The 26132-nt window shown below is 44.2% G+C and carries 26 protein-coding genes, 1 riboswitch and 1 other annotated feature; of the genes, 14 read left to right on the top strand and 12 right to left on the bottom strand.

All coding sequences use genetic code 11. The annotated features are described in order from the left end of the window. The first annotated feature begins 13 nt into the window (after nt 1–13). Nucleotides 14–532: a DUF3833 domain-containing protein gene (locus tag QMY49_RS08730; RefSeq protein WP_005450780.1), complete on the top strand. Its 519-nt coding sequence runs from the start codon at nt 14–16 to the stop codon at nt 530–532. Between the two features lie 174 nt (nt 533–706). Here the strand turns inward: QMY49_RS08730 and purB are convergent, their stop codons facing one another. The 3 genes from purB to mnmA form a co-directional block, all read right to left on the bottom strand. Then, nucleotides 707–2077: an adenylosuccinate lyase gene (gene purB / locus QMY49_RS08725; protein ID WP_152163532.1), complete on the bottom strand. Its 1371-nt coding sequence runs from the start codon at nt 2075–2077 to the stop codon at nt 707–709. 153 nt (nt 2078–2230) lie between these two features. Next, entirely contained in the window at nt 2231–2848 is a 618-nt protein-coding gene (gene hflD, locus QMY49_RS08720) for a high frequency lysogenization protein HflD (protein WP_017819156.1), read from the bottom strand. A 10-nt stretch (nt 2849–2858) separates the two neighbouring features. Further along, on the bottom strand, nt 2859–4001 hold the full coding sequence (gene mnmA / locus QMY49_RS08715) for a tRNA 2-thiouridine(34) synthase MnmA (protein WP_005450776.1): 1143 nt from the start codon (nt 3999–4001) through the stop codon (nt 2859–2861). Nucleotides 4002–4191: 190 nt separating this feature from the next. Here mnmA and QMY49_RS08710 point away from each other — a divergent pair, with 190 nt between their 5' ends. Together QMY49_RS08710 and QMY49_RS08705 are read left to right on the top strand one after the other, a co-directional pair. Next, on the top strand, nt 4192–4461 hold the full coding sequence (locus QMY49_RS08710) for a hypothetical protein (RefSeq protein WP_005450775.1): 270 nt from the start codon (nt 4192–4194) through the stop codon (nt 4459–4461). Nucleotides 4462–4578: 117 nt separating this feature from the next. Further along, nucleotides 4579–5883, top strand: a complete 1305-nt coding sequence (locus QMY49_RS08705) for an inosine/guanosine kinase (RefSeq protein ID WP_005450773.1) — start codon at nt 4579–4581, stop codon at nt 5881–5883. A 136-nt stretch (nt 5884–6019) separates the two neighbouring features. Here the strand turns inward: QMY49_RS08705 and QMY49_RS08700 are convergent, their stop codons facing one another. Further along, a complete protein-coding gene (locus QMY49_RS08700) occupies nt 6020–6427 on the bottom strand; it encodes an H-NS family histone-like protein (RefSeq protein ID WP_005450770.1) in 408 nt (135 codons plus the stop codon). 600 nt (nt 6428–7027) lie between these two features. Continuing rightward, nucleotides 7028–7209: riboswitch (Lysine riboswitch) on the top strand. A gap of 109 nt (nt 7210–7318) precedes the next feature. On the opposite strand from QMY49_RS08700, the gene tet(35) reads away from it, so the two are divergent. Then, complete coding sequence (tet(35), locus tag QMY49_RS08695; RefSeq protein WP_047513512.1) at nt 7319–8920, top strand: tetracycline efflux Na+/H+ antiporter family transporter Tet(35); 1602 nt, start codon at nt 7319–7321, stop codon at nt 8918–8920. A 279-nt stretch (nt 8921–9199) separates the two neighbouring features. Here the strand turns inward: tet(35) and QMY49_RS08690 are convergent, their stop codons facing one another. Beyond that, nucleotides 9200–10156: a sigma-54 interaction domain-containing protein gene (locus QMY49_RS08690; protein WP_199480101.1), complete on the bottom strand. Its 957-nt coding sequence runs from the start codon at nt 10154–10156 to the stop codon at nt 9200–9202. A 362-nt stretch (nt 10157–10518) separates the two neighbouring features. Beyond that, nucleotides 10519–10657 (top strand) — a sequence feature (His leader region). A gap of 53 nt (nt 10658–10710) precedes the next feature. Between QMY49_RS08690 and hisG the strand changes: the two genes are divergently transcribed. From hisG to hisIE, 8 genes are all read left to right on the top strand, one after another. Beyond that, complete coding sequence (gene hisG, locus QMY49_RS08685; RefSeq protein WP_005450765.1) at nt 10711–11607, top strand: ATP phosphoribosyltransferase; 897 nt, start codon at nt 10711–10713, stop codon at nt 11605–11607. Between the two features lie 5 nt (nt 11608–11612). Further along, entirely contained in the window at nt 11613–12905 is a 1293-nt protein-coding gene (hisD, locus tag QMY49_RS08680; protein WP_009699819.1) for a histidinol dehydrogenase, read from the top strand. Between the two features lie 12 nt (nt 12906–12917). Further along, nucleotides 12918–13958, top strand: coding sequence for a histidinol-phosphate transaminase (gene hisC / locus QMY49_RS08675; RefSeq protein ID WP_017188198.1), 1041 nt, complete (start codon nt 12918–12920; stop codon nt 13956–13958). A gap of 71 nt (nt 13959–14029) precedes the next feature. Continuing rightward, nucleotides 14030–15103 carry a bifunctional histidinol-phosphatase/imidazoleglycerol-phosphate dehydratase HisB gene (hisB, locus tag QMY49_RS08670; RefSeq protein WP_005427528.1) on the top strand — a complete coding sequence of 358 codons (1074 nt, stop codon included), beginning with the start codon at nt 14030–14032 and terminating at the stop codon, nt 15101–15103. A gap of 26 nt (nt 15104–15129) precedes the next feature. Then, nucleotides 15130–15744, top strand: coding sequence for an imidazole glycerol phosphate synthase subunit HisH (gene hisH / locus QMY49_RS08665; protein ID WP_017819522.1), 615 nt, complete (start codon nt 15130–15132; stop codon nt 15742–15744). Nucleotides 15745–15756: 12 nt separating this feature from the next. After that, entirely contained in the window at nt 15757–16494 is a 738-nt protein-coding gene (gene hisA, locus QMY49_RS08660; protein WP_005450756.1) for a 1-(5-phosphoribosyl)-5-[(5-phosphoribosylamino)methylideneamino]imidazole-4-carboxamide isomerase, read from the top strand. Beyond that, nucleotides 16476–17249, top strand: coding sequence for an imidazole glycerol phosphate synthase subunit HisF (gene hisF, locus QMY49_RS08655; protein ID WP_004749837.1), 774 nt, complete (start codon nt 16476–16478; stop codon nt 17247–17249). Before hisA ends, hisF begins: the two co-directional genes overlap by 19 nt. Further along, the gene (hisIE, locus tag QMY49_RS08650; protein WP_005450749.1) at nt 17246–17881 is read left to right on the top strand and encodes a bifunctional phosphoribosyl-AMP cyclohydrolase/phosphoribosyl-ATP diphosphatase HisIE; all 636 of its coding nucleotides are present in this window, start codon (nt 17246–17248) and stop codon (nt 17879–17881) included. Before hisF ends, hisIE begins: the two co-directional genes overlap by 4 nt. Before the next feature lie 280 nt (nt 17882–18161). Here hisIE and QMY49_RS08645 read toward each other — a convergent pair whose 3' ends face one another. The 4 genes from QMY49_RS08645 to QMY49_RS08630 all read right to left on the bottom strand — a co-directional run bounded on the left by QMY49_RS08645 (nt 18162) and on the right by QMY49_RS08630 (nt 21418). Next, complete coding sequence (locus QMY49_RS08645; RefSeq protein WP_283311030.1) at nt 18162–18674, bottom strand: YchJ family protein; 513 nt, start codon at nt 18672–18674, stop codon at nt 18162–18164. A 137-nt stretch (nt 18675–18811) separates the two neighbouring features. Next, complete coding sequence (locus QMY49_RS08640) at nt 18812–20026, bottom strand: EAL and HDOD domain-containing protein (RefSeq protein ID WP_009698175.1); 1215 nt, start codon at nt 20024–20026, stop codon at nt 18812–18814. A gap of 99 nt (nt 20027–20125) precedes the next feature. Further along, complete coding sequence (gene lpxH / locus QMY49_RS08635) at nt 20126–20863, bottom strand: UDP-2,3-diacylglucosamine diphosphatase (RefSeq protein ID WP_026000110.1); 738 nt, start codon at nt 20861–20863, stop codon at nt 20126–20128. 60 nt (nt 20864–20923) lie between these two features. Then, the gene (locus QMY49_RS08630; RefSeq protein ID WP_005437228.1) at nt 20924–21418 is read right to left on the bottom strand and encodes a peptidylprolyl isomerase; all 495 of its coding nucleotides are present in this window, start codon (nt 21416–21418) and stop codon (nt 20924–20926) included. Between the two features lie 204 nt (nt 21419–21622). Between QMY49_RS08630 and cysS the strand changes: the two genes are divergently transcribed. Together cysS and QMY49_RS08620 are read left to right on the top strand one after the other, a co-directional pair. Next, on the top strand, nt 21623–23005 hold the full coding sequence (gene cysS / locus QMY49_RS08625) for a cysteine--tRNA ligase (RefSeq protein ID WP_005437232.1): 1383 nt from the start codon (nt 21623–21625) through the stop codon (nt 23003–23005). 84 nt (nt 23006–23089) lie between these two features. Beyond that, the gene (locus QMY49_RS08620; RefSeq protein ID WP_005450744.1) at nt 23090–23668 is read left to right on the top strand and encodes a thymidine kinase; all 579 of its coding nucleotides are present in this window, start codon (nt 23090–23092) and stop codon (nt 23666–23668) included. An 85-nt stretch (nt 23669–23753) separates the two neighbouring features. On the opposite strand, the gene QMY49_RS08615 is transcribed toward QMY49_RS08620, so the two are convergent. The 3 genes from QMY49_RS08615 to QMY49_RS08605 are packed head-to-tail and all read right to left on the bottom strand — an operon-like array spanning nt 23754 to nt 26118. After that, nucleotides 23754–24392: a YdcF family protein gene (locus tag QMY49_RS08615; RefSeq protein ID WP_017819518.1), complete on the bottom strand. Its 639-nt coding sequence runs from the start codon at nt 24390–24392 to the stop codon at nt 23754–23756. After that, a complete protein-coding gene (locus QMY49_RS08610) occupies nt 24389–25216 on the bottom strand; it encodes an NAD(P)H-binding protein (RefSeq protein ID WP_283311027.1) in 828 nt (275 codons plus the stop codon). The genes QMY49_RS08615 and QMY49_RS08610 overlap by 4 nt, the downstream gene beginning before the upstream one ends. Nucleotides 25217–25245: 29 nt before the next feature. Then, nucleotides 25246–26118 (bottom strand): LysR family transcriptional regulator, encoded by an 873-nt coding sequence (locus QMY49_RS08605; protein WP_005450739.1) that lies wholly within the window; start codon nt 26116–26118, stop codon nt 25246–25248. Between the last annotated feature and the right edge of the window lie 14 nt (nt 26119–26132).

Raw genomic sequence — 26132 nt, 5'->3', positions numbered from 1 at the left:
AATAATAAAACGAATGATCAAAACATCGGTTGTCGCTGCTGCAACGTTACTCGGCGCATGTTCAGCTGACATAGATAATTACCAGGCGTCCTCACCGGCTTTTGATCTATTTGGCTACTTTGAAGGCGATGTCAAAGCGTGGGGGATGGTTCAAGATTACACCGAGAAGCAAACTCGCCGCTTTGAAGTCGATATTGTTGGAACGGTTGAAGGCAATGAGTTGACGCTGGTGGAAGACTTTGTCTTTGACGATGGTGAACTTGACCAGCGAATCTGGGTCATTACCAAACTAGCAGACGGTACTTATCAGGGGAAAGCGGATGATATTATTGGTGTCGCTACGGGCAAAGAGGTAGGAAACGCTCTGCAATGGCAGTACGATTTTGAGCTAAAAATGGATGATTCAACTATCACGGTTTCATTTGATGACTGGCTCTACCGCCAAGACGAAATGCACGTGTTTAATCTCACTAAGATCAAGAAGTTTGGGATCGAAGTAGGGACGATTACTCTGTTTTTTCAGAGGCAATAAAATTGCTGGTAATGCTGGTAATGCTGGTCTTCGAGATTCGAGAACGCTTCGCTTCATGAATAGAGCCTTATCCATTATTCCGAATCACTGCGCTGCATAGGGTGCAGTTCGTTCCCCCTAAAATAAAGAAAGGGTTGACGCTTTCACGTCAACCCTCTTTATTATTCGATTCTCTTACAGCTTGTCTGTCAACTCAATTGCTTGACCGATGTAGTTCGCTGGTGTCATCTCTTTAAGTCGCGCTTTCTCGTGCTCAGGAAGCTCAAGACCGTCGATGAAGTTACGCATTGCTTCACCATCTACACGCTTACCACGAGTCAGTTCTTTTAGTTTCTCGTAAGGCTTCTCGATGCCGTAACGACGCATTACTGTTTGTACTGGTTCTGCCAGTACTTCCCAGTTCTTGTCTAGTTCAGCAAGAAGTGCTTCGCGGTTTACTTCTAGCTTGCTGATGCCTTTAAGCGTAGAAGTGTAAGCGATAATTGCGTAGCCAACACCAACACCAAGGTTACGTAGAACTGTTGAGTCAGTTAGGTCACGTTGCCAACGAGAGATAGGTAGTTTCTGTGCTAGGTGACCGAATACAGCGTTCGCAAGACCTAGGTTACCTTCTGAGTTTTCAAAGTCGATTGGGTTAACTTTGTGAGGCATTGTTGAAGAGCCAATCTCACCAGCAATGGTTTTTTGCTTGAAGTGACCTAGTGCGATGTAACCCCAAACGTCACGGTCGAAGTCAATCAGGATAGTGTTGAAACGAGCGATAGCGTCGAACAGTTCAGCGATGTAATCGTGCGGTTCGATCTGAGTTGTGTAAGGGTTCCAAGTTACGCCTAGAGACTCTGTGATGAACTCTTCAGAGAACTTGTGCCAATCTAGCTCTGGGTAAGCAGAAAGGTGTGCGTTGTAGTTACCTACTGCACCGTTGATTTTCGCTAGGATCTCAACGTTTTCGATTTGCTTGAATTGACGCTCCATACGGTACGCCACGTTTGCCATTTCTTTACCCATTGTTGATGGAGAAGCTGGCTGACCGTGTGTACGAGATAGAAGAGGAATGTCGCGGTATTCCACTGCTAGCGCTTTGATAGCGTCGATTAGGTTACGCATTTCTGGAAGAATCACGTTCTCACGCGCTTCTTTAAGCATAAGAGCGTGTGAAGTGTTGTTGATGTCTTCAGAAGTACATGCAAAGTGGAAGAACTCGTTTACTGCGTGCAGTTCAGGAACGTCTGCTACTTTCTCTTTTAGGAAGTACTCAACCGCTTTAACGTCGTGGTTAGTTGTACGCTCGATCTCTTTGATTCGGCGTGCATCTTCTTCAGAGAAGTTTGCAGCAAGGTCGTCTAGGAATTGGTTTGCTTCTGCGCTAAACGCTGGCACTTCTGCAATTTCAGCAGTAGCAGCAAGCTTTTGTAGCCAGCGGATTTCAACGATAGTACGGTACTTTAGTAGACCGTATTCACTGAAAATTTCGCGTAACGCAATTGTCTTGCTTCCGTAACGGCCGTCTACTGGTGAAACAGCAGTCAATGCTGACAGTTCCATGATGTTCTCCTGAATTGGGTTTCTAAATTTCGTGAGCTTTATACCAATAACTGTGGCAATTGTCACGAATATTGCGCAAACGTTTGCGCGAGATTTGTTTTGATCGAAAAAAATGAGCTCGCGATAAACGCGAGCTGCTTACTTGATACCTTATTACATTCGAGCAAGAAGGATTTGTGCTTGCTCTACCATCTTCTTGCGTCCGAAGATCAGGTGGCGACGTTTACCGCCAACTTGACGCCAGAGTACTGCGCTACGAATACCCGATAACAACAACGCACGAACTTTGTGCTGGTTAGCGGTTTGTTGCAGTACAGATGGAGTACCAGTTACTTGAATACGAGGACCAATAGGGCTGACTACATCCAAGTAAATGCTCGCTAGGTTGCTGATCATTTGATCATCTAGCAATTCAAAATGTTCCGTTTGACGCTGAGCCATTTGAATGCGGTCACCAAGTTGTGACATTGCATCGTTACGACTCGATAGCTTGCGCTCTAATGCCATTAGGCTGATGATGTAGCGAGTGACTTCACTTCCAGATGGGGTGCTATCAATCCCTTTCACCAAGCATTCAAGACCCAGCTTAAGGTCGGCTTCGCGACCGAAAACACCGATGGTGTTGGCTGGGCTAGTATTCAAAATGGCGTTAATTGACGTTTCAAAGGCATCTTGATCACAATGTCCGTCTCTCGCTACCTGTTGAACCAAAGCAACAGCTTGGCAGATACCTGCAAAAGCGATAGTACGGTCATAAAGTGTATTCGCCACGTAACGACTCCTAAGCTTGAGAATATTTAATGCGTTGCTCGATGATGCCGCCACCAAGGCACACGTCATCTTTATAGAACACGGCTGATTGACCTGGCGTTACAGCAATTTGTGGCTCGTCAAAGATCACTTTAATGTTTTCATCATCGATAGGGATGATTGTACAAGGAATATCTTCCTGACGGTAACGAGTTTTCACTGTGCACTTCATAACATCGCGAATTGGCTCACGATCTACCCAGTGAAGTTGTGATGCAAGTAGACCTTCTGATTTCAGCATTGGGTGGTCTTTACCTTGAACCGCAATCAAAACGTTACGTTCTAGATCTTTCTCACCAACAAACCATGGGTCTTCGTTACCGCCACCGCCTTTACGACCACCGATATGAAGACCTTTGCGTTGACCTAATGTGTGGTACATCAAACCTTGATGCTGACCGATCACTTCGCCTTCTGGCGTTTCGATATTACCCGGTTGAGCAGGAAGGTAACGACCTAGGAATTCCGTAAACTTACGTTCACCGATGAAACAGATACCGGTAGAATCTTTCTTCTTCGCTGTGATCAGGTCTTGCTCTTCTGCGATACGGCGCACTTCTGGCTTCTCTAAATCACCAACAGGGAATAGGCTACGTGCAATCTGCTCGTGGCTTAATGTGTATAGGAAGTAGCTCTGGTCTTTGTTGCCATCTAGACCACGTAGCATTTGTGGTTTTTCCTGTTCTTCACCAGGTAAAGCGTCTTCTGGGAAAGAACGACGCACATAGTGACCCATTGCGATGTAATCTGCATCAAGCACTTCATCCGCAAATTCTAGAAATGCTTTGAATTTGATTTCTTTGTTACAAAGAATGTCTGGGTTTGGTGTACGACCTGCTTTGTATTCCGCAAGGAAGTATTCAAATACATTATCCCAGTATTCAGCAGCAAAGTTGATAGTGTGTAGGTGGATGCCTAGCTTGTCACATACTGCCTGCGCATCAGCAAGATCTTCTGCTGCTGTACAATATTCTTCGTTGTCATCTTCTTCCCAGTTCTTCATGAACAGGCCTTCTACTTGGTAGCCTTGTTGCTTTAGAAGATACGCAGAAACAGATGAATCAACGCCGCCGGACATACCGACGATGACTTTCTTTTGGCTGTTATCAGACATTACTAAACACCACTAAAATTAACGGGACGCAGATTCTACCAGAATCCACTGACCGGTGACAGATCCGAGATCGAAATCACACTTCGATTTTGGCTTAAATTTATCCAAATGCGAACGTGAGTATTAAATTCGATAAGTATAGAAGGGTTATATATGGCATAGTTGGCAAAAATCCAAGAGGAAAAATCAAATGACTGAAGAAAACCAATTTATGCAAGAAGCTGAGTTGATTGAAATTGTTGAAAATCAACTTGAAGATGGTAATCCACTTAAGGTGAAAGAAACGCTGATGCGTCTAATGATGACAGGCACACCACGTGAAGATGCGGTGGCGATGATGGCGTGTGCTATGTCTATTGAGATTTTTGACGTAATGAAGAACGGTGGGGAGTTCGACCTTAAGCGTTACAGTGAACACCTCGAACAACTGCCAGATCTTGGTTTCATGGAAGGCGAATAGGGCGATTGAAAGAAAAAAGCGGACTGCAAACGTTTGCTATAATTGCCTTTATTGCTGCTTTAATGACGGCGGTATAGAATCCGTTCTCCTTTTCATCCCCTTACTCAGACTAACAATATGAAATTTCCTGGACAACGCAAATCGAAGCACTATTTTCCTGTTCATGCTCGTGACCCATTGGTGAGCCAAGCACAAGAAAGCAAAAAGATGACGCGCACTCACATCATCGGCATTGACCAAACGCTGGTTGATATTGAAGCGAAAGTTACAACGGATGTGATTGAAAAGTACGGTTTGAGTAAAGGACACTCGTTGGTAATTGATGACGCGACTGCAGAAGCGCTATACCAACAGCTAAAAGAAGAATGCTTAATTACCAATGAGTATGCTGGTGGCACAATTGGTAACACGCTACACAACTATTCTGTGTTAGCGGATGACCGTTCAACGCTTTTGGGTGTAATGAGTCAGGACATCAAAATTGGTAGCTACGGTTACCGCTACCTATGTAACACTTCTAGCCGTATGGACCTGAACTACCTACAAGGTGTTGAAGGTGCCATCGGTCGCTGTTTCGCTCTGATTACAGAAGATGGTGAACGTACTTTCGCAATCAGTGAAGGTCAAATGAACCAACTTCACCCAGACAACATCCCTGAGAAAATCTTCAAGAGCGCATCTGCGTTAGTACTGACTGCTTACCTAGTTCGTTGTAAAGAAGGCGACCCAATGCCGGAAGCAACGATGCGTGCAATTGAATACGCGAAGAAACATGATGTTCCTGTGGTACTAACACTAGGAACTAAATTTGTTATTCAAGATGACCCAACATTCTGGCAAGAATTTATTCGTGACAATGTATCCGTTGTTGCAATGAATGAAGACGAAGCGGAAGCGCTAACGGGCGAATCTGATCCGCTAGCGGCGTCGGATAAGACGCTTGAGTGGGCTGACCTTGTGTTATGTACAGCAGGTCCTGTTGGTCTATTTATGGCGGGTTATACAGAAGAAAGCGCGAAGCGTGAAACGTCGTTGCCGCTGCTTCCTGGTTCTATTGCCGAATTCAACCGTTTTGAATTTAGCCGACCTGCAAAGAAAGACTCATGTGAAAATGCGATCAAAGTATATTCACATATCTCCCCATACATGGGTGGTCCAGAAAAAATTAAAAATACTAATGGTGCAGGTGATGCAGCATTGTCAGCAGTACTTCACGATATGGCTGCAAATAAATACCACAAAGAAAATGTGCCTAACTCTAGCAAGCACAGCAATGAGTATTTAACTTACTCTTCGTTCTCTCAAGTCTGTAAATACGCAAACCGTGCGAGTTACGAAGTGTTAGTGCAGCATTCACCACGTCTTTCTCGTGGTCTTCCTGAGCGCGAAGATAGTTTAGAAGAAGCATACTGGGAACGTTAATAGATTCTGTTGAATTAACCAACTTCTTACATACGCAAAAAATGGCGCATTCAAAATGCGCCATTTTTGTATCTATTTACAGACAAATAAAAAAGGCTCCCATAGGGAACCTTTTTAAAATTTCATAAATCTATTCTTAGATTAGGAAATCATCTAGAGATTTGCCTGCATCTAGTTGCTCTTGGATTGCAGAAGGTGTACGACCTTGACCTGTCCAAGTTTTCTCTTCACCGCTTACGTCAGTGTATTTGTATTTAGCAGGGCGAGGAGCACGTTTAGTTTTTGCTTTAGTTTTTGTTTCACCAGCAAGTGCACTAATTAGCGCTTCAACATCGATACCGTCTTGAGCGATTTGCTCAGCGATAGCAGCCAGTTTAGCTTCTTGCTCAGCTTGTGCTGCGCGGTCTGCTTCTTCTGCTTCTTGACGCTCTTGAACAACGATAGTTAGTTTATCTAGAGCTTCTTCCAATTGTTCTAGAGTCAGCTCACGAGAAAATGCACGAAGGCTACGGATATTTAGAAGTGTTTTAGTCAGCTCTGACATGACGATTCCTATTAATAGGTTAAAAGATTCTACATCGCTTATCGATAAGATAAATTAAATGTGAATCTAGAAATAAACATAGAGTCCTTATATTTAACTTTATCTTTCTGATATGTGCAAATGCTAATTCATGATTTAGATTAAATTTCTTTAGTTTTTTCGGGTTCTAACAATATTAATTAATCAATTTGAAATTTAATTAGCCACTTCAGACAATTTTTACTTAATAGATACGGTCTTTTTCTCGATCGCTATCATGTTTATTTATAGCTTGAATTAAATTTCCCTTTTTCTGACAGAAAAGGATTAGATGGCAAATGCTATCACTGTCATATTTCATTCATTTATTGTTGCACGTAAAACTATGGCGTATTTAATAGTAGTAATAAAGTTTCATAATGGACAAGGTTGAAGTGATTGCAGTTGCGCAATGTATGATTTGGTCACATTTCATTTATAAATCGAAATCGCGATTATTTATTCATTTAATTTAGTTTGATGTGTTGCAATGGGAGGCTTCATAGGTACAATGACAACCACCTGATGCAATATTGCAGATAAATTGTTGTTAATTTGTACGATTAACGGTTAATTGTTTGTTATTGCCGTAGAGGTGCAGTCTCGAAGAGTAGCTATTATTGGGGTGATGCCAATGAATAATAGTGGAAGGCGAAGATTGCCGAAGTAAGTGGGGCTATCGAAACCACTTGCTGGGGTTGTCTCTGAAAGGAACAACACTGCCATAGTATATTTACATTAAACTATGGAGCGCTACTGTAGGGTTGGGTGAAGTGTTCGCTTCCCTGTCGCTAAGTTCAACATGAGCACGTACCGTATGCTACGTGACTTGTCTGCAGTAGATCTCTAGCCAAACTTTGGTTTTTGAAGATCATGAATTTAATAGATTTTGCACATTCTCCTGTTTCGTTATTACCGCCTATTGTCGCGCTGACGCTGGCGATTCTAACTCGACGTGTTTTAGTTTCTCTTGGTGTTGGTATCGTGCTGGGTGCGGTACTTCTTAACGATTGGTCTATCGGTAATACGGTAGGTTATGTTAGTTCTCAAGTTTCTTCTGTCTTTATTGAAGACGGTGGTATCAATACTTGGAACATGAGTATTGTTGGCTTCCTTATTCTTTTAGGTATGACAACAGCGTTGTTAACACTTTCTGGTGGTACTCGTGCTTTCGCTGAATGGGCGCAAACACGCGTAAAAAGTAAACGTGGCTCTAAACTTCTTGCAGCTTTCCTTGGCGTATTCATTTTTGTCGACGATTACTTTAACAGTCTTGCTGTTGGTGCGATCTCTCGTCCAGTAACTGACCGCTTTTACGTCTCTCGCGCTAAGCTAGCGTACATCTTAGACTCCACAGCTGCACCTATGTGTGTGATCATGCCAGCATCAAGCTGGGGTGCATACATCATTACTATTATCGGTGGTATCTTGGTGTCACATGGCATCACAGAATATTCTGCACTAGGCGCTTATGTTCGCCTTATCCCAATGAACTTCTACGCTGTGTTTGCTTTGCTAATGGTATTCGCAGTGGCATGGTTTGGTTTGGATATTGGTAAGATGCGTGATCACGAAATCGCGGCGTCTCAAGGTCGTGGTTTCGATAAAGATAAAGAAAATGATACTCAAGAAGCGCATGAGCTAAATGAAGAGCTAGATATCCGTGAAAGTGAGAAGGGTAAGGTTTCTGACCTAGTTCTTCCAATCGTTACGCTTATTGTGGCAACGATTGCTTCAATGCTTTACACCGGTGGTCAAGCACTAGCAGCAGATGGCAAAGAATTTGCTTTGTTAGGTGCGTTTGAGAATACTGATGTTGGTACTTCTCTAATTTACGGTAGCTTACTTGGTCTTGCTGTCGCGCTATTTACGGTGCTGAAGCAAGGTTTACCAATGGTTGAGATTGCACGTACGCTTTGGATTGGTGCTAAATCAATGTTTGGTGCAATCCTAATCCTAGTGTTTGCTTGGACTATCGGTTCTGTTATCGGTGACATGAAGACAGGTTCTTACCTATCTACAATGGCACAAGGCAACATCAACCCACACTGGCTGCCAGTTATCCTATTCTTGCTGTCTGGTCTAATGGCGTTCTCGACAGGTACTTCATGGGGTACGTTCGGTATCATGCTACCAATCGCGGGCGATATGGCTGGCGCAACAGATGTAGCGCTTATGCTACCAATGCTAAGTGCGGTTCTTGCTGGTGCGGTATTCGGTGACCACTGTTCTCCAATCTCAGATACGACTATCTTGTCATCGACTGGTGCACGTTGTAACCATATCGATCACGTATCAACTCAGTTACCTTATGCATTATCAGTCGCGCTTGTTTCATGCGTTGGCTTTATTGCTCTTGGTATGACGGCTTCAATTGCGTTCTCTTTCATCGCAGCATCGATTACATTCGTTATCGTTTGTGCGATTTTGTCATGGCTTTCAAAGTCAAAAATGGCATCTTGTCAAAACGCGTAAGTTGCTTTTATACAAGCTTATAAAGAGGAAGCTCCGCTATTTCTAGCGGAGCTTTTTTTATACGCGATTTATGGTGAGGGGGGCAAATCGCGTTTTTGGGGATATTTTGTCTAGAAGACTGATATGAATAAGGCAAATAGCATGCCGAACTCAACTTGTTGAATTGTATGTTTTTTTATTTTAAGGAATGGACGCCATTGTCTAACTGATTGATAAACAAGAATTCACCTGTTACACAGTGTTACGTTACAGTTTATCAAGGCTCGAAGTTCAACGGGATCAGACGGGTAGGTTATATTTTTTAATTAAGCGATAGAGTGTGGTTCTGGAGATCCCCAAATGTCTCGCAGCGGCACTCATGTTGTGCTTGTTGTCTTCAATCGCTTTTAGTAGATAATCCAAATCTATTTGTTCGACAGAGGGAAGAAGTTGCCTCTCACTGGTATCTAAACCGAGATCTGCAACATGTAGAGTGTTGTTTTCGCACATAACAATCGCTCTTTGGATCACATTACGAAGCTCTCTTACGTTTCCGGGCCACTTGTGCTTCATTAGCTTGTTTCTAACTTCTGTTGATAGCCCTTGAGACCTTTTATTGGTAAGAGAACTCAAGAAGTATTCTGATAATGTCAGGATGTCTTTGCCACGCTTCCGTAGGGGGGGAATAGTAAGTGGCAGAATATTGAGTCTGTAGAACAGATCCTCGCGAAACGTTCCCTGTATTACTTCATTTTTTAGATCTACGTGACTTGCTGCTATCACACGGCAGTCTACGTCGATGATATTGTCTGCACCCACTTTATGTATTTGCTTACTCTCAAGGAAATGGAGTAAATGTATTTGTAATTCTGGCGGCATATCGCCAATCTCATCGAGAAATAGGGTGCCTCGATTTGCTTTCTGAATAAATCCAATCCTATCGGAGATAGCTCCTGTAAATGCGCCTTTTTCATGACCAAAAAGCTCAGATGCAATCAGTCCACTCGGAATTGCTCCACAATTTACTTCGACAAATGGGAATGAATGCCTGTTGGACAGCTCATGGATGATACGAGCACACATTCCTTTTCCGACCCCTGTTTCACCTTGAATAAGCACCTCTGCGTCGCATCGTGCGTATTTTTTGAGCTTGTTACGAAGTTCATTGATGCACGCACTGTTCCCTATTAAAGGAACCAATGGATCTGCATCTGCCGAATGTCGTTTTAACGTAGTGTCGATTTTTTGCACTTTGATGACTCTTTACTTTTATGCCCCAAAGGAAAGTTTAGTAATGAATGATGTCTCAAATTTGAATCAAGTGTTTCGTTATTGAGACTTTTGTTGCTTGTCGCATTGATGGAATTTTAAACGTTTGTTTTTGCGAGATTTGAGGCTACTAGTTTTTTTATAACAAATTGGTGGCATAAATGAGCTGAATTTGTGTTTCTTTGATGATTGAAATGAAAATAAAGAATAATAATATCAATTGGTTAGTAAAAACATTAGGAAAAGTGCAAATTCGTTGTTGAAAAAAAATTAATCCTTCGTTAGTGTGGTCATTAACGAATCAACATAATCGAGCCTTAAATAAGTATGCGTAATTTTGTAATGAACATTCATCACCATCATCACCCAGCCTAGTCTTTCGGGAGATGCACGCATACCCGGGAGATAGGAAACTCCCGGAGGTGAAAATCAAAGTGAAAACAGATTTCAAACCCTCGGGAGACCAACATCTCTCGAGGGTTTTTTAGTTTTACTGGTTTATAAAATATTTTAATTACCGAATCTGGCACAGGGATAAAGCAATGCAAACACAACGCTTAAGAATTGCAATTCAGAAAAAAGGTCGTCTAAGCAAAGAGAGCCAAGCTCTACTTAAAAAATGTGGCGTGAAGTTCAATGTAATGGGTGAGCGTTTAGTTGTTCATTCTGAAAATATGCCAATTGATTTGCTTTTGGTTCGTGACGACGATATTCCAGGTCTAATTATGGATGGCGTGGTTGACTTGGGCTTTATTGGTGAAAACGAATTAGAAGAAGTTCGTCTTGATCGCAAAGCACTGGGTGAACCGTCTGAATTTGTTCAACTTCGTCGACTTGATTTCGGTGGTTGCCGTTTATCTATCGCGATTGATAAAGACGAAGAGTACAACGGTCCTCAAGACTTAGCTGGAAAACGTATCGCCACAACTTACCCGCAGCTGTTAAAAGCTTATATGGATGAAGCGGGTGTTCCATTCTCAACATGTATGTTGACAGGCTCAGTAGAAGTTGCTCCTCGCGCTGGTCTTGCTGATGCCATCGCTGACTTGGTCTCTACAGGCGCAACACTGGAAGCGAACGGTCTTAAAGAAGCTGAAATTATCTTCAAATCAAAAGCGACACTGATTCAACGTACTGGCGAATTCGATGCAGACAAAGTGGCGCTAATCGAAAAACTTCTTACCCGCATGCAAGGCGTACAGCAAGCGAAGGAGTCTAAGTACATCATGTTACACGCACCTGCAGAGAAGCTAGACCAAATCAAAGCTCTACTTCCTGGTGCTGAAGACCCAACGGTATTGCCTCTATCTGCTGACAAGCAAAAAGTTGCGGTTCATTTGGTAAGTACTGAAAACCTGTTCTGGGAAACCATGGAACAGCTAAAAGAACTGGGTGCGAGCTCAATTCTAGTACTACCAATTGAAAAAATGATGGAGTAATCGCAATGAGAACAGTCGTATGGCAATCGCTAAGTGAAACGCAGCAAGACTCAATCCTAGAACGTCCTGCAATTACAGAAGGTGCGAATATCACTGCCGCGGTTTCTGAAGTAATCGCAAAAGTTCGCAAAGAAGGCGATGCTGCATTATTGGAGCTAACTGAGAAGTTTGACCGAGTGCAGCCGGAATCTATCCGTGTATCAACTCAAGAAATCGATGAGGCATCTGCGCGTCTTTCTGAAAAAATGAAGAATGCACTGGAGCAAGCGTATGAAAACATTGCTAAGTTTCACAAAGCGCAGAAGCCGCAGCCAATCAAAGTAGAAACTCAACCGGGTGTAGTTTGTGAACAGGTAACGCGCCCAATTCAAAAAGTGGGTTTGTACATTCCCGGTGGCAGTGCGCCATTGCCATCGACTGTTTTGATGCTTGGGGTTCCTGCAAAAATTGCAGGCTGTCGTAAAGTGGTGCTTTGTTCTCCACCCCCAATTGCTGACGAGATCCTTTATGTAGCAAAACTGTGTGGCATTGATGAAGTGTACAATGTCGGCGGTGGTCAAGCCGTCGCAGCAATGGCTTACGGAACAGAAACCGTATCTAAAGTTGATAAGATCTTTGGTCCAGGTAACGCTTACGTGACAGAAGCAAAACGTCAGGTAAGTAATGATTTCCGTGGTGCAGCGATTGATATGCCAGCGGGCCCATCAGAAGTGCTAGTGATTGCTGATGAAACGGCAGACCCAGATTTCATTGCAGCGGATTTGTTAAGCCAAGCAGAGCACGGTCCTGACTCTCAAGTGGTTCTTGTGACTCCTTCTCCTGTGCTTGCAGATCAAGTGACGGATGCTGTTCAACGTCAGCTTAAAGAGTTGTCTCGTGCGGACATTGCCGAGCAAGCATTAGCTTCAAGTTTGATTATTATTGCTGAGTCTCTGACTCAATCGGTTTCAATCTCAAATTACTACGGTCCTGAGCACTTAATTGTTCAGACGAAGAACCCACGCGAGCTTCTGCCTCTATTAGACAACGCAGGTTCTATTTTCCTTGGTGATTGGTCGCCTGAATCAGCAGGTGACTACGCATCGGGTACTAACCACGTTCTTCCTACTTACGGTTACACACGTACTTATTCAAGCTTAGGCTTGGCGGACTTCTCTAAGCGTATGACGATTCAAGAGCTATCTGCTGACGGTCTAAAGAACCTTGCCCCTACAGTAGTCACTATGGCTGAAGCAGAAGGCTTAGATGCACACAAACGTGCGGTGACTATCCGTGTAGAAAAATTGGCAGCGAAGTAAGAGGATATTGAGATGGAAAAGCTAGCGCGTAAACAAGTCCAAAAACTTACCCCTTATTTATCGGCTCGCCGAATTGGCGGTACTGGTGACGTATGGCTAAATGCCAACGAATCACCATTTAACAATGAATACAAAACAGACTTTGCTCGTCTTAATCGTTACAGCGAATGCCAACCGAAAGAACTGATTTCCGCTTACGCGGCGTATGCGGGTGTGAAACCAGAACAAACGCTGACTTCTCGCGGTGCAGATGAAGGCATTGAGCTACTGATTCGTGCTTTCTGTGAGCCGGGTGAAGATGCGATTCTTTACTGTCCACCGACTTACGGTATGTACGCTATCAGTGCCGAAACCATCGGTGTTGAGCGCAAAACCGTACCACTGACGTCAGATTGGCAACTAGACCTTGCAGGCATCGAAGCCAATCTGGATAACGTGAAACTGGTTTTCGTATGTTCGCCAAACAACCCAACAGGTAACTTGGTTAAGCGTGAAGACATTGTGTCTCTGCTTGAAATGACAAAAGACCGAGCAATCGTTGTAATGGATGAAGCGTACATTGATTTTTGTCCAGAAGCGTCAACGGTAGATTTGCTGGCGCAATATCCGAACCTAGCAATTCTGCGTACTCTGTCGAAAGCTTTCGCGCTTGCTGGTCTGCGTTGTGGATTTACGCTTGCGAACGAAGAGCTGATTAATGTACTTCTTAAAGTTATCGCACCATATCCAGTACCGGTTCCAGTGGCAGAAATTGCTACTCAAGCGCTGTCTGAAGCAGGTCTAGCGCGAGCGAAGTTCCAAGTTCTCGACTTGAATGCAAACCGAGCTTACTTACAAGTTGGTTTGTCAATGATTCCGGGATTGGAAGTCTTTGAAGGATGGGGGAATTACCTATTGGTGAAGTTCCCAGATGGCGATGATCTTTTCAAAGCCGCTTGGGATACGGGCATTATTTTACGTAACTCACCAATCGAGAACTGTGTACGTATCAGTGTGGGTAACCGCGACGAGTGCGAAAAAACACTCGGATTTATCAGAAACTACTACTCATAAGTAGAAAAAGTATTTATCGCTCTCGCTCAATAGCGGGAGCGCCAAAAAGATATAGCAATAAGGAAGTTCGAGTGAGCAAACAACAAAAAATCCTTTTTATCGACCGTGATGGCACCTTAATTGTTGAGCCGCCGGTTGATTTTCAAGTAGACCGTTTAGATAAGCTTAAACTAGAGCCATTTGTTATCCCAAGCCTGTTGTCGTTGCAGGATGCCGGATACCGCCTAGTGATGGTAACGAACCAAGATGGTCTAGGTACCGACAGCTACCCACAAGCAGACTTTGATGCTCCACACAACATGATGATGGAGATCTTTGAGTCTCAAGGTGTGAAGTTTGACGACGTGCTGATTTGTCCTCACTTTGATGAAGATAACTGCTCTTGCCGTAAGCCTAAATTGGGCTTGGTAAAAGAGTATCTACAAGGTGGCAAAGTTGATTTTCAAAACTCTGTTGTGATTGGTGATCGTCAAACCGATCTTCAACTTGCAGAAAACATGGCAATTCGTGGTATTCAATACAACCCAGAAACCATGGGTTGGAAACAGATCCTGAAAGATCTGACGGTGAAAGCTCGTGTTGCTGAAGTGATTCGTACCACGAAAGAAACGGACATCAAAGTTGCGGTTAATCTTGATGAGCAAGGCGGTAATGACATCTCAACGGGTCTTGGTTTCTTCGACCACATGTTGGATCAAATTGCGACGCACGGTGGATTCCAAATGGTGTGCAAAGTGGAAGGAGACCTTCACATCGATGATCACCACACAGTAGAAGATACCGCTCTTGCCTTGGGTCAGGCGTTGAAAGAAGCGCTGGGTGACAAGCGTGGTATTGGTCGCTTTGGTTTCAGCCTGCCAATGGATGAGTGTTTAGCACAATGTGCGCTAGACCTATCAGGTCGTCCCTACCTTAAGTTCGACGCGCAGTTTAGCCGTGAGCAAGTGGGTGATCTTTCAACAGAGATGGTGGTTCACTTCTTCCGTTCTCTGACTGACACCCTAGCGTGTACGCTGCACCTGTCTTCTGCGGGCAATAATGACCACCACATCATTGAAAGCTTGTTTAAAGCGTTTGGTCGTACTTTACGTCAAGCAATCAAAGTAGAAGGCACTGAGCTACCAAGTAGTAAAGGCGTGCTTTAAGGCTCACGTTAGCAAGGAGAAAAACAGTGACAGAACAGAAAGTTGTCATTATCGATACTGGCTGTGCCAACGTTTCTTCGGTGAAGTTTGCCATTGAACGCCTAGGTTATGACGTAACTATTTCAAAAGATCCACAAGTTGTATTGGCAGCTGACAAGCTATTTCTACCGGGAGTGGGGACTGCCAGTGAAGCGATGAAGAACCTAGAAGAGCGCGATCTTATCAGCTTGGTAAAACAGGTAGAAAAGCCTTTGCTAGGTATCTGTTTAGGCATGCAACTATTGGGCAAAGTGTCTCAAGAGAAAGGGCAGAAAGCAGATGAGTTGGTTGAGTGTCTTGGACTTTGTGATGGCGAAGTAAAGTTGCTACAAACCGGCGATTTACCGCTGCCGCATATGGGGTGGAATACAGTGTCTGCAAAAGCAGGTAACCCACTGTTCAAAGGCATTGAAGAAGGTGAGTACTTCTACTTTGTACACAGCTTTGCAATGCCTGTCGGGGAGTACACGATTGCTGAGTGTGAATACGGCAACCCGTTCACAGCAGCAGTACAAAGTGGCAACTACTACGGTGTGCAGTTCCACCCTGAGCGTTCTTCAAAAGCAGGCGCGAAGCTTATTCAAAACTTCTTAGAATTATAAAAGGGATTTAGTGTGATTATTCCAGCTCTTGATTTAATTGAAGGACAGGTGGTTCGCCTTTATCAAGGTGATTACGGTCAAGTTACCGAGTACAAAGTCGACCCAGCAAAGCAGTTTAATTTGTACCACCAAGCGGGTGCTAACTGGCTACACTTAGTGGATTTAACTGGCGCGAAAGACACGACAGCACGCCAGTTAGATTTGATTGCAAAGCTACTAGCAAGCACACCAGCAAACATCCAAATCGGTGGCGGTGTGCGTACAGAGCAAGACGTGGTTGACCTGCTAGAAGCGGGTGCTCAGCGTGTTGTCGTTGGTTCTACAGCGGTAAAACAGCCAGAGCTTGTGAAAGGTTGGATGGAAAAATACGGTGCAGAGAAAATTGTTCTCGCGCTAGACATCAACATCGATCAAGACGGCACGCGTAAGGTAGCGATCTCTGGTTGGCAAGAAGATTCAGGCGTGACTATCGAAGCATTGATCAACGATTATCTGACGGTAGGTCTACAGCATGTGCTTTGCACGGACATTTCTCGTGACGGTACGCTAGAAGGTTCAAACGTTGAGCTTTACGTCGACTTATGTAAACAGTACCCGCAAGTGCAGTTCCAATCTTCAGGTGGCATCGGTTCATTAGCGGATATCGAAGCACTAAAAGGCAGCGGTGTTGCTGGCGTGATTGTTGGTCGTGCATTGTTAGATGGTAAGTTCACAGCAGAGGAGGCGTTTGCATGTTGGCAAAGCGAATAATTCCATGTCTTGATGTTCGTGATGGACAAGTGGTGAAGGGCGTCCAGTTTCGCAACCACGAAATTATTGGTGACATCGTTCCTCTGGCGCAGCGTTATGCTGAAGAAGGCGCAGACGAGCTTGTGTTCTACGATATTACCGCTTCAAGTGATGGTCGTGTCGTCGATAAAAGTTGGGTCGCTCGCGTTGCAGAAGTGATTGATATCCCGTTCTGTGTGGCTGGTGGTATTAAATCAGCAGAAGACGCGGCGCGCATTCTTGAGTTTGGTGCCGATAAGGTATCTATTAACTCTCCTGCCTTGGCTAACCCTCAGTTGATTACTGACCTTGCTGATAAGTTTGGTGTGCAATGTATCGTCGTTGGTATCGATTCATACTACGACAAAGAGACGGGCAAGTATCAGGTTTACCAGTTTACTGGTGATGAAGAACGCACCAAAGCGACCCAATGGGAAACGCGTGATTGGGTGCAAGAAGTACAAAAGCGCGGCGCTGGTGAAATCGTGCTGAACATGATGAACCAAGACGGTGTACGTAACGGCTACGACATCGAACAACTGAATATGGTGCGTGAAGTGTGTAACGTGCCATTGATTGCATCGGGCGGTGCAGGTGCCATGGAGCATTTCGCAGAAGCCTACCAAAAAGCAAATGTGGATGGCGCGCTTGCCGCATCGGTATTCCACAAGCAAGTCATCAATATTGGTGAACTAAAGCAGTATTTGAAACAACAAGGCATTGAGGTACGACTATGAGTGTGAAAGCCGCCGAAGTAAGTTCGCTAGCTGAGCGAATCAACTGGGAAAAGGTGGATGGTCTGGTACCTGCCATCGTACAAGATTTCCAATCAAGCCAAGTGCTGATGATGGGTTACATGAACCAAGATGCGTTGGCAAAAACGGGCGAAACAGGTCAAGTGACGTTTTTCTCTCGTACCAAGCAACGTCTTTGGACGAAAGGTGAGACCTCTGGCAACGTATTGCAATTGGTGAACATTCAGCTCGATTGCGACAACGATACGCTACTGGTGAAAGTGAATCCCATTGGTCCTACGTGTCACTTGGGTAACACTACTTGCTGGGATGTGGACCCTCAAGAGGAGTCACAAATGGTGTGGCTTCATCAACTTGAGCAGCTATTGGCTGCCCGCAAGAGTGCCGACCCAGATTCCTCTTATACTGCCAGTCTTTATGCCCGTGGCACCAAGCGTATTTCGCAAAAAGTGGGCGAAGAAGGCGTTGAAGTCGCGCTTGCGGCGACGTCGGGCGATAAGGCGGAGTTAGTGTGTGAATCTGCAGATCTGATATACCACTTACTGGTATTGCTTCAGGACCAAGGTCTATCGATGAATGACGTGGTGAATAAACTGAAAGAGCGTCATAAATAAGCCTGCTATAGATAAATGAAAGCCCCTATGACTCGGGAGTCTAGGGGCTTTTTTAATTTAGTGTTCTTGGTTCGGGGTAAACCTCGGCGACAGTGCGAGTGGCGATTGGATTCTGAATCATGCTCGTCCCTCGCTGTTCAGAATGACGGTATATTTTCTAATGGTGCTTGCAGTAGAGTTATCTACTTCAAACAGGTACATATATTCACGTCATTTCGACAAGCCTAAGCGATGTCAAGAATCCAATTAAATCGAGTTTAATAAGCTAGGTATGAATGCTTTACCCACAACACTTCTTAAATTTCTTACCACTTCCACAGATACACGGGTCATTGCGACCTACTTTTAGGCTACTTACTGGCTGGCTTAAGCGTGGATCTTGCTCTAGTTCGTCTTCTGGCTCTTCAGGAAATGTGCCGTCAATGTAGTACCAAAGTCCGTCTTCTTTTACAAAGCGAGAACGCTCTGTCATGCAGTAGCGTTTGCCGTCTTCATTAAAGTACGCATTGAACTCAACAAAACCTTCATTCTTGTTGCTACTCGCTTCAGTTTTGACTACCTCAAGCTTGCACCAATCGCTATCGATGGACTGGGCAATGCCTTCACGTTGTTCTTCTGCGTTACAGCTTGGGTGATATGTTTTTACCACGTAATCCACTAGACCCAACACATGTGCACTATAGCGAGAACGCATCAACTGCTCTGGAGTGATGACGTCAGCATGGTTATTGTGGGCGATTTCACAACACTGTGAGTAGGTGCGGTTAGACCCGCAAGGACAAGAAGAAGCCATAAAATGAAATCTCGATTAATTAAGCGGTAAAACAAACAACCTTTTACACCCAACTTATTCTCGCTGAACGTAGCATCGCGAGGTTACTTGAGCATATCAGTGAGGCTGGAGGTATTCTTTTGGGGCATTATAGCGATTTAGGGCGTTTGAGACAGCAGTTCTTGGGCCCACGCAGTGGATTGACTGAACGCCTTCGCTAATTGTGGTTCATTCAGTTTGAGCGCGTTACAGTACTTTTCCGTCGTTTCCCAATCGGCTTTCTCGTAAGCAATGATCATTGAAAGTAGGTAGCCTAATACACCTTTTCGACTGGTGAGTGCTTGTTTGATTTCCTCATCGACTGGAATGTCGCTGATTACATCGGATAGTGGCTGATCGAGTAGTGAGTCCAGCAGTGAAAACATACCTGTCAGGAATGCTTGGCCCGGATCATACTTGGTTTTCATCTGGCTCAACAAAATCTCACACATACGTGCGCGTTGAATCGCTAACGAATAGAGAGAGTCAGGTTTATCCTCGTGCACAGAGGCAATCGCCACAAGAGAAATAAAGCGTCTTAAGCGCTCTTCACCAAGGTAAACCAGAGCTTGACGGAAAGACTTAATCTTAGTTGTGAGCGTGTAACCTGAGTTTACGTAAGTCAACAGCTTATAAGACAAAGTCACATCAATAGAAAACAGACGTTCTACCTCATTGAAATCGATAGGTTTATCTGCAATTTCTTTGCACAGTTGTATAACCGTCAAAAACGCTGGGTTGAGGCGTTTTTTCTGAATCATCTCTGGCTTACTGAAAAAGTATCCTTGGAAGTAGTTAAACCCAGCATCCATCGCTTGCTCAAACTCTTCATAGGTTTCGACTTTTTCTGCTAAGAAGTCGATACCAAAATGTCCGAGAGAACGAATATAGATTGCAGCTTTATCTATAGGCACCAAACGGATATCAAACTTAATGATAGCGACGTATGGTAAGAAGCGCTTCCAAGCCTTGGTCGGAACGAAGTCATCTAATGCGACACGATAACCAGATGCGTGCAGATGTTTTATCGCATGAAGTAGCTCATCTGTCGGTTCGCAATCTTCCAGCACCTCTACAACTAACGACTCATTAGGAAATAGAGTAGGAACTAGGTTGACTAAGCTTTGGTATGGAAAATTAACAAAGCCAAGTTTATCACCTAGTGTGCTGTAGTGAGTCGTCAAGAAGTGATCAGACAAAAGTCGGCTAGTCGCCATTTCTGGTTCTACTTCTGGAAAGGTGTTTTTCGGACCGTCACGAAAGAGAAGCTCGTACCCAATGGTACGCTTTTCTCTGTCTAGTATCGGTTGACGAGCTACGTATGAATACTTCAATGCGGTACTTTGTTCTGTTTAACTTAGTATTACGATGATAGCGATTTTTTGTAAAATTTCTATGCTTTACGCGTCAATCTTCTACACGCTCGACAAGCTTTACTTCAATTCTGTGTCAAACGGTCGTGTTTGTAAGTCAAAACCGTCAGAATTTACTTGTAAAACTGAGCCTTGGGTATACCAATCACCTAAAACGATGCGGGTGTTTTTAGCACCATTAAGTTCAAAAAAATGTGTATTTGGACGATGTGTATGACCGTGAATCATCAAGTTGACGCAGTTTTGAGACATAACACGTTCAACTTCGCCTTGGTTTACATCCATGATATCGAGAGACTTAGTTTTTTTATCATCTCGAATGTCTGATTGAACCTTGGTGACAATTCTTTTCTTAACGAACCAAGGAATTCGATTAAACAACCATTGAAGCCATGGTTTATGAACGGTTTTACGAAACTCTTGGTATTTCACATCATCAATGCAAAGTGTATCGCCATGTAAGATAACGGCTTTTTGACCATAGAGGTCAATCGTACAAACGTCGTCGAGCAACGTCATACCGGTTTCTTTGCAAAAGCGTTTACCTAGGAGGAAGTCTCGGTTGCCTTGGATGAAGAAAACAGGGACACCAGAATCCGTCAGCGCTTTAAATTCAGCGCGGATCTGGTCTGCGAAAGGGGTGTTATCATCGTCACCAATCCAAAACTCGAACAAATCACCGAGCACATACAAAGTATCTGCATGGATCGCCTCTGTACGCATGAACGTGACAAAGCACTCCGTGATGTCCGGACGTGATGGGGTAAGATGAAGATCAGATATAAATAATGTCGTCATAGAAATAAGGGGAGGCGAAGCCTCCCCACAAACTTATCTCTTGGTGGCAATTCTAAAGAATTACTCTTCGATTGTAGTACCAGTGATCATTACATCTTCTAGAGGTACGTCTTGGTGCATGCCGTAAGAACCAGTGCTAACGCCTTTGATCTTGTTTACGATGTCCATGCCTTCGATTACTTCACCGAATACACAGTAACCCCAACCATCTAGGCTTTCGCTACGGAAATCTAGGAACGTGTTGTTGTTTACGTTGATGAAGAACTGAGAGCTTGCTGAATGCGGCTCCATAGTACGAGCCATAGCAAGTGTACCCACTTTGTTGCTAAGGCCGTTGTTTGCTTCGTTCTTGATAGGTGCACGTGTAGCTTTTTCACGTAGACCGGACTCCATACCACCACCTTGGATCATGAAGCCGTCAATAACACGGTGGAAAAGAGTGTTGTCGTAGAAACCGTCGCGGCAGTACTGAAGGAAGTTTGCGCTTGTTTCTGGCGCTTTCTCTTCGTTTAGTTGAATCTTGATGTCACCAAAATTAGTGTGAAGGGTGATCATGCTACTTTCCTTTACTGTGTTGTATTGAAACTGCGATTCTAGCCTAAGTTATTACGCTTTAAAAACTCAGGAAGAACAAATTCATAGTTTTGTGCTTGAAGTTTAGCCGATTATCGTTTTATCGGTTAATTGCTATTACCTAATAAGGTCTGAGTTGTTATACTCGGTGTTCTTGTTATTCATTCACAATCATAGATAGAGATCATGTTAAAGATATATAACACACTCACAAGACAGAAAGAGGAATTCAAACCAATTACAGCCGGCAAAGTTGGCATGTATGTCTGTGGAGTTACCATCTACGATCTCTGTCATATTGGTCACGGTCGTACTTTCGTTTCTTTTGATGTTGTTTCTCGTTACCTACGTTACCTTGGTTACGATCTAACGTTTGTACGCAACATCACTGATATCGACGACAAAATCATCAAACGCGCGGCAGAAAACGGCGAGTCTTGTGATTCACTCACTGAACGTTTGATCGGTGAAATGCACGCTGACTTTGATGCACTAAACATGAAACGTCCTGACGTTGAACCTCGTGCGACTCAGTTCATTGCTGAAATCATCGAATTGGTTGAAAAGCTAATCGAGCGTGGTTTTGCTTACGTTGCAGACAACGGCGACGTAATGTTCGAAGTGGGCAAGTTCAACGAATACGGAAAATTGTCTAAGCAAGATCTTGACCAGCTTCAAGCTGGTGCTCGTGTCGATATCGAAACAGCAAAACGTAGCCCGCTAGACTTCGTACTTTGGAAGATGTCTAAACCGGGAGAGCCAACATGGGAATCACCATGGGGTCCAGGTCGTCCAGGTTGGCACATTGAGTGTTCTGCTATGAACTCGTCAATCCTAGGCAACCACTTCGACATCCACGGCGGCGGTTCTGATCTTCAGTTCCCACACCACGAGAACGAAATCGCGCAATCATGCTGTGCACACGACACTCAGTACGTGAACACATGGATGCACAGCGGCATGGTAATGGTAGACCGTGAGAAGATGTCAAAGTCTCTAGGTAACTTCTTTACTATCCGTGATGTTCTAGGTCACTACGATGCTGAGACCGTTCGTTACTTCCTAATGTCTGGTCACTACCGTAGCCAGCTAAACTACAGCGAAGATAACCTAAACCAAGCACGCGCGTCTCTTGAGCGTCTATACACATCTCTACGTGGTCTGGATCTAAATGCTGCGCCAGCGGGTGGTGAAGAATACGTAACTCGCTTTACAGCAGCGATGAACGATGACTTCAACACACCAGAAGCTTACTCAGTACTGTTTGACATGGCGCGTGAAGTAAACCGTCTGAAGACAGAAAACCTAGAGAAAGCGAGCGAGCTAGGTGCGCTAATGCGTGAACTGGCTGACGTGATCGGTATTCTTCACCAAGATCCAGAAGCATTCTTAAAAGGTGATGCAGGCGACGACGATGAAGTGGCTGAAATCGAAGCACTAATTAAGCTACGTAACGATTCTCGTGCAGCAAAAGATTGGGCTAACGCAGATATGGCTCGTGACAAGCTGACGGAAATGGGCATTGTTCTGGAAGATGGTCCAGAAGGCACAACGTGGCGACGTAAGTAATTGAATCTTTTAAAAGGGCTGATGATTCAGCCCTTTTCTTTACAAGCTTTTATAAATTCTAAACTTTAACGAAGGTAGTGCTCTGTGGCTCAGATGTATTTCTATTACTCGGCAATGAACGCGGGTAAATCGACAACTCTTCTTCAATCTTCATTTAACTACCAAGAACGTGGCATGACGCCTGTGATTTTCACAGCAGCGTTAGATGATCGCTACGGCGTGGGTAAAGTGAGCTCTCGTATTGGTTTGCAATCAGACGCGCATTTGTTCCGTCCAGATACCAACCTTTACCAAGAGATCGCGGCACTGCATGAAGTTGAAAAACGTCACTGTATCCTAATTGATGAGTGTCAGTTTTTGTCGAAAGAACAGGTTTACCAACTAACAGAAGTGGTTGATAAGCTGCATATTCCTGTACTCTGCTATGGTCTTCGTACCGATTTTCTAGGCGAACTTTTTGAAGGCAGCAAGTACCTGCTATCTTGGGCAGACAAGTTGGTGGAACTCAAAACGATTTGTCACTGTGGTCGCAAGGCAAACATGGTTATCCGTACTGATGAGCACGGTGTTGCAATCAAAGAAGGTGATCAAGTCGCAATCGGTGGTAACGATCGTTACGTATCCGTTTGTCGCCAGCATTATAAAGAAGCACTTGGTAAGTAAGCCAGTCTAGATAAGAGTTAGATAAGAAAAAGCCACCGAATTCGGTGGCTTTTTACTGTCTAGCTGTTGGTCCGTAAGTGAAGGATTACGCGAGGCCAAACTCAAACTTTTCTCGAAGTGCTTGATAAGAAGACTCAACGTGGGCAGGAATCTCTTGTTTTGTTTGAAAGCCTTTCTCTGGGTAGTTTTTCACACGAGAAAAATCTTCCATGAGCGCTTCAAGCACCATCATTAGTGGCATTTCTTCGTTGATATATTCAAAGAAAGGGTGCGCTGTGGACGTGACTTGAAGCTGTGAATAAGGCGATTGCCACTGTTTTTCAAAGGTTGCAATGGCGCGTCTTTCCATAAATGGCTTTTGAACCAAAATCAGAGAGTCACAGCTAATCCCTTTTTCTTTCAATAACAGCTCAGTGAAGCGAACGTTCTCACCACTGTTACTCGACTTTGTTTCGAGCAATATTGCTTCGCTCGGTACACCTGCAAGCTTGGCGATATCTGCAAAAGTCTCTGCTTCACTTCTCTCAAATAAACCATCCGTAAAACGCCCTTCGCCACCAGAAAATACAATGAGTGGCGCAAATTTTTGATGGTAAAGCTTAGCGGCGTGTTCGGCTACGCGTAAGTCATTACTGCACATTACAAATAGGCAGTCAGCAGGCTTTAGCTTATGCTTGAGTTGCATGTACTCCCACAAGGTTTCAATGTGTTGATAGAGTTTCATAGTGCGTCCAGCGTTGAGGTGAATTGGAACTGGTAACCAAGCGAGATAAGTTTGTCTGCAAGGATTCGCTTATCGGCGGTTTCGGTGACTGGCGGAAGGGCAATGTCTAAATCACTTTGCGTAATGGCAGCTTGATAAAACTCAGCTTTGCTGACGGTATTTGGCGTGGTCGCATTAACTACCTCATTCTCAATTTGATTGAGCGCGAAAGCCGTTGCCGCAACAGCATCGTTTTGATGCACCATATTCGCTGGCGCTTTGCGACTGACCTGTTTTAATCGCAACGCAAAGCGAGACGGGTGTCGGTCGGCACCAATCAAACCACTACAGCGAACGATAGCGTAGTCAATACCGGAGTCCATCACGTATTGCTCGGCTTGCAGCATAATACGTGCATTATCAGAGAAATGCGGATTGTCTTGCGCTAAAGCGATTGTGGCGTCTTCCTCTCTCATATCGACGGGCAAATTTGGATAGACCGTCGTTGAACTGACCATCAAAAGCTTTTCCACACCACTTACTTTTGCGGCTTCAACTAAACGTTGCCATTGCTGTGCATATTCTTGTCCGTTTCCTTTGCGAAAACCTGGAGGAAACGATCCGACAATGCGTTCTATTTGTTCTTGTTTGATCAGTTCGACAATTTTCTGTTGAGCTCTTGGCTCGTTAAGGTCAAGTTGAGCCGTTCGTACGGAAGTGATTGGAAGTTCATCTAGCCTAGATTGGCTACGACGGGTAACCGTAACATGGTGTCCTTGGTCAGCTAAAGTTTGTGCAAGTGGCGCTCCTAGCCAGCCTGCGCCCACGATCAATATATTTGCCATCTGTATGTTCCTACGGTATGCCCTGATGACTACTCAAACAGGGTTTGTAACTCTAATCTGGCTTGTTGATGCAGGGGATCGGAATGCCATTTCTGATGTTGTATCAAATCAATGTTGACTTGCCATGCCAGTTTTGTGAATTCTTCGCCAAGTTTCACTAAGGTATTTGGTGCGTAAGACACCAAATGTTCAGGAAGAAAGCACCAGCCAAATCCCTTGTTCGCCAGTTCTAATAATATGTAGTAATCATCAGCGTACCAGATATCTGGGCTAAACGCCTGATTAAGACCGCTCACGTCTTCATTCTTTGAACGGATTACCAGTTGACGATGTTGCTTTAGCTCGTCGATGTTTCGGATTGGCTGTATTGCTAAAGGATGTTGTGATGAGACAAACACATCAAAACCAATATGCCCTAGGTTAGATAAATCAACATTCTTAGGCATTTGTAAGTCACTTAAGATGATGCCCGTTGTCGCACGTTCTGATTTAATTAGTTCAATAATGTCAGGGCTGGATGCGGTCAAGCATTCCACCTGTAGACTTGGGAACTTTTTTTCTAAATTTTTCAATGCAATCGGGAGGCGGGTGAGCGGAATCCCTTCGTCAACAGCAAGGACAAGCTTGGTTGCAGGGCTGGAAAAAAGTTGAGACGCTTTATTATTCAGTCGGTCAAGTTGGCTAAGCGTTGCAAGTGCGTAAGGCATTAACTCATGACCTTTCTCCGTCAGTTTTGGATAACGACCAGTTCGATCAAAAAGGTCCACGCCGCAATCAAGTTCCATGTTCATGATGTGCTGACTGATCACCGATTGTGCTCGTCCAAGCTTACGGGCTGCTGCGGAGAAAGAACCAGCTTCTGATGTAGTGGCGAAAGCTTGTAGTTGTTCAATAGTAAACATATCGTTTTAACCGA

Source organism: Vibrio harveyi (assembly GCF_030060435.1).
GTDB lineage: Bacteria > Pseudomonadota > Gammaproteobacteria > Enterobacterales > Vibrionaceae > Vibrio > Vibrio harveyi.
This window is presented reverse-complemented; position numbering and strand designations above follow the sequence as displayed.